Source organism: Methyloceanibacter marginalis, assembly GCF_001723295.1.
Taxonomy (GTDB): domain Bacteria; phylum Pseudomonadota; class Alphaproteobacteria; order Rhizobiales; family Methyloligellaceae; genus Methyloceanibacter; species Methyloceanibacter marginalis.
In genome coordinates, this window is sequence record NZ_LPWD01000047.1 from 1 (window position 1) to 4,040 (window position 4,040).

Annotated in this window: 5 protein-coding genes; 3 read left to right on the plus strand and 2 right to left on the minus strand. The window is 63.7% G+C overall.

What is annotated here, in order from left to right; translation table 11 throughout:
* Window positions 1–909, plus strand: a 909-nt coding sequence (locus AUC71_RS02450; RefSeq protein WP_069622993.1) for an ABC transporter substrate-binding protein, incomplete at its 5' end; no start/stop codon positions are given.
* 2 nt (window positions 910–911) lie between these two features.
* Here the strand turns inward: AUC71_RS02450 and AUC71_RS02455 are convergent.
* Window positions 912–1,730, minus strand: coding sequence for a quinoprotein dehydrogenase-associated putative ABC transporter substrate-binding protein (locus AUC71_RS02455; RefSeq protein ID WP_244500766.1), 819 nt, complete (start codon window positions 1,728–1,730; stop codon window positions 912–914).
* A gap of 165 nt (window positions 1,731–1,895) precedes the next feature.
* Window positions 1,896–2,267 carry a M78 family metallopeptidase domain-containing protein gene (locus tag AUC71_RS02460; RefSeq protein WP_069622995.1) on the minus strand — a complete coding sequence of 124 codons (372 nt, stop codon included), beginning with the start codon at window positions 2,265–2,267 and terminating at the stop codon, window positions 1,896–1,898.
* A 505-nt stretch (window positions 2,268–2,772) separates the two neighbouring features.
* Between AUC71_RS02460 and AUC71_RS02465 the strand changes: the two genes are divergently transcribed.
* A complete protein-coding gene (locus AUC71_RS02465; protein WP_069622996.1) occupies window positions 2,773–3,030 on the plus strand; it encodes a hypothetical protein in 258 nt (85 codons plus the stop codon).
* Between the two features lie 269 nt (window positions 3,031–3,299).
* Window positions 3,300–4,040 (plus strand): CHASE2 domain-containing protein (locus tag AUC71_RS02470; RefSeq protein WP_158007671.1); only part of this gene is annotated, 741 nt, incomplete at its 3' end.

Genomic DNA, 4,040 nt, shown 5'->3' on the forward strand with positions numbered 1-4,040 from the left:
ATCATCGTCGATGCCTCGGCGCCGACGCTGCTGAAGCTCGCCGATTGGGCGAAGGAGAAGGACATTCTCCTGTTCAACATTCGCGCCACCGACGTCTCGCTGCGGCAGGAGGATTGCCGCGCCAACGTCATGCACATCGTGCCGGACCGCTACATGCTGGCCGATGCCCTCGCCCAGTATCTCGTCAAGATGGACTGGAAGAACTGGCTTTTGGTGCACGGCTCGACGCCCGCCGATGCCGCCAATGTGGAAGCGGCGGAGCGCGCGGCGAAACGCTTCGGCGCGAATATCGTGGACGTCAGGGAGTATGTGGATATTTCGGGCGGACGCCGCGACGGTGTCGGCCCGGTTCCGCCGGCGAAGCCGCGCAAAGAGGCGAGCGTCAACAACACCGTGGTCCCCACCACCGGCTATGACGTCATCATGGTGGCGGACGAGGACCAGGTGTTCGGTCCGCTCATCCCTTATCGTGGCGGCGGCGCGCCGCGCATCGTGGCCGGCACCACGGGCCTCTTTGCCACGACCTGGAGTCCCGGCCATGAGAAATGGGGCGCAACCCAAGCCAACAACAATTTCGAGAAGGATTTCGATCGGATCATGCTGCCGATCGATCATCAGGCCTATGTCGCGGCCAGAACCATCGGCGAGGCGGTGACCCGCAATCCGAAAAACGACTTCGAAACCGTGTCGGCCTTCATCCACGGCCCCGATCTTCAGCTCGCGCCGTTCAAGGGTATCAAGCAGCAATTCCGCCCCTGGGACGGCCAGTTCCGCCAGCCGCTGCTGATCGCCACCGAGAAGGTGCCGGTCTCCGTGTCGCCGCAGCGGGGCTTCCCGCACGCAAGTCATCCGGAGATCGAAGTGGATACGCTCGGCATCGACGAGCCGGAGAGCATCTGCAAAATGTAGGCTTACTGGCTCGCGCTGCCTGAGGCGATGACGTCACCTTCACGGTCGAGGAGCGGCACGTTGTAGCCCTGCAAGATCACGTTGATGTCTTGCTGGTTGTCGGCCAGCACCTTGTTGATCTCATGCTTGAACTGGGGCTCGTTCGGCCGCACACCCATGGTGATGCCGTAGAACGTGGTCGGCCCCGCGCTTTCCTTGACAAGGGGCGTGACCTTCAAGGGAACCTCGGCGCGCTGCGCGTAATAGCCGCCGACCGGCCCCCACAGCAGCCCGGCGTCGAGCTCGCCCGCGGCGATTTCCTCGATCATCGCTTTGGCCGCCTGAGCCTGGCTTTCACCGGTGGTGTTCTCGAAGGGCTTGGCGTGGGACGTCAGCCCATGCATGGCGAGAATGCTCGCCGGCGGCGTGCGCGCGAAAATTCCGATGCGCTTCTGCTTGAGACGCGGATCCGACAGCGACTCCACGCCTTTCAGGGCTTCGTCGTCCTCGCGTGTGATGAGCACATAAGACGTGTGGTAGTAGGGATTGGTGTCCTCGATCAGGTCGGTGCCTTGCGCGTAACCCATGACGAGATCGCAGGCGCCGGTCCCTATCGTGTTGGGAAGGTAGCTCGTGTTCTCGGCGAACCACGTGTATTCCAGATCGTTGCCGAGTCGCTCGGCGATGAGCTCGGCGAGCTTGTTCTCGAAGCCCTCCCCCTTCTCGTTGGAGAACGGCATGTTGTCGGGATCGGCGCACACCCGCAACACCGGCGCTGCATTCGCGAGCCCAGCGCTCGCCACGAAGCCGGCTGCGCACAGCGCGGCAGCGCACAAGCTCAAAAGCCGGACGCGTGCATCCGCCCGGCGCATTGTCGATGCGTGACGTGTCAACGCCGCCTCTTCATCATCTCGGAACGCGCACCATAGCACGGTTGGGACCATGCCGGGTCGCGGGACTTCAACCCTCTTAAGATATGGCGTTTAGGCAACGACGCCGCCAGAGGGCTATTCGTCCGCGGCGGCGCAGCCCAGGATATTCTCCGCCCGCTCCATGCCGGTCGGATAGTGGGCGCCGGTGGGTCTCGGGCCGAACAGCGCCATGGCGGCGCGCCCGGCCTCGATCCCGTCCAACTCGTGCCGCTCGCGCAGGAGCCTCACAGCGCAGCAATCGGCCTCGAGCTCCATGCGCTTCAACTCCGGCGCGATATAGAAGAAAGCCTGCGGCCCCACATGTCCAAGTTCCTTTTTGAAATTTGCCACATGACCGAGCGTGTGATGGCAACATTCGTGCGCCAACAGGAACCTTCCATAGTCCGGATGCTGGCGCAGGGTCAGCGTGTTCACCACGATGACGGGCCGCCCCAGGCGATCGGTCATTGACGACGCCTGCTCCGGGACATCACGCAGCGTGTAGGTCGTGATCGGACAATAAGGATTCTCGATCTCAGGCAGCCACGTCCGGCCTTCACCTTTCCGGGAGACAGCCCGAGACCGGCGGCAGCAACCGCAACGACGACAATCGAAAGGCGCAAAGTGGGCCCTCCGGGCCAGACCTCTTTCCGGCCAACCCGTAGCGCCACTTTTGGGCGCCGCCAAAATGATCTGTCGGTCCTTTCCATAGCCATCATTCTAGGCCCAAAGCCGCGCGCGGGGGATAAACACTGTGTTATCGGGCGGTTAGAGGCTGCGACCGAAGCGCGTGAGGCACGGGCGTATCTCGGCCACCGATCCTGATAAATCGAGGAAAGGCGGGCGATTCAACGGCGGCCAGCCCCGGTTTGGGATCTCCTAAGCGCCAGCCGTTGATCCGGCACCCCCCGCTCCCTACATGAGCGATACCGCGATCGGGGGGTCGGCGAATTTGAGACCATGGAGGTACCAAATGCTGAAGCAGCTCACCGTTCCGATGCTTGGCCTGGCCGTTCTGGCCGCCACCGCCGTCCCCGCCGCGGCAGACAGAGGCCGCACCCGCTTGATCGAGCCTTTGCCGCAATACACCTACGATGCCCAGCCCCCGAAGCGGGCCGTGACCACCGCTCAGCCGCGCAAGTCCAAGGGCAAGTTCGACCCGAAGCTCGATTTCGAGACCGAAGCCGTCTGGCGCAATCTGCGTCCGGAATGGTTCGTCGGCGGCCGTTAAGAGCCGCGGGCCCATTGCCCGGTCGCATCGAGCCTCGGCCAGGCTTCACAAGATGCGCCGGGTTGTGCGGATCAGCGTGTGGCCGAGACGCTGCACCGCTTGATGCGCTCCGTCCGCTAAGCAGTTTGCACAGCGCGACTTTCTTATCCGACCGCGCTGATTGACAGGCCCGCGCCAGCCGATAGGGTCGGCCCGCCGCTGGGCCCTGGCCCGGCCAAGAACGGCGGAAAACGAGCGGGATGGGTCCACGCCTTCTGTATGCCCTGATTGTGGGCGCGGTGATCGTTGCGTCTTTGGCGATGCGGGTTTGGGATCCGAGCCCAGTCGCGCGGCTGAGATCGCTCGTCTTCGACTCCTATCAGCGGATTTCACCGCTCCAGTTCGATCCGGAACTGCCCGTCCGCATCGTCGACATCGACGAGGACTCGCTTAAGAAGCTCGGTCAATGGCCTTGGCCACGGACGCTTCTGGCCGAACTCGTCGACAAGCTGGGCCAGCAAGGGGCGGCGGCCATCGCCTTCGATATGGTGTTCCCTGAGCCCGACCGGCTGTCGCCGGCCAACGCCGTGCAGTACTGGCCGCAGTCTTCGGCCATCGAAAACCTCAAGCCCGAACTCGACAAGCTGCCCTCAAACGACCAGGTGCTCGCCGAAGCGATCGGCAGCGCGCCCATCGTGATGGGCTTCATCGCATCGCCTTTCACCGAAACGTTGCCGGAGATCAAATCAGGGTTCTCCCATGGGGGAGACGATCCACGGCTCTTCGCACCCTATTACCCGGGCGCCGTGACCAGCCTGAAAGTGTTGCAAGAGCCTGCGCTCGGCGCCGGCGCACTCAACTGGATTCCGGAGTTCGACCAGATCATCCGCCGCATGCCTATCTTGGTGCGCGTCGGCGATACGCTCTTTCCTTCTACTCTCGGCCGATGTGTTGCGCCTCGCGCAGGGCGCCTCGACCTATGTGGTCGAGTCCATCCGGGCCGGGAGCGGCGAAGGCGTCGGCGAGCAGGA

What these genes read in the sequence shown, in the direction of transcription:
- AUC71_RS02460 (WP_069622995.1), bottom strand. Translation starts at nt 2,267, where the DNA reads ATGACCGATCGCCTGGGGCGGCCCGTCATCGTGGTGAACACGCTGACC.
- AUC71_RS02465 (WP_069622996.1), top strand. Translation starts at nt 2,773, where the DNA reads ATGCTGAAGCAGCTCACCGTTCCGATGCTTGGCCTGGCCGTTCTGGCC.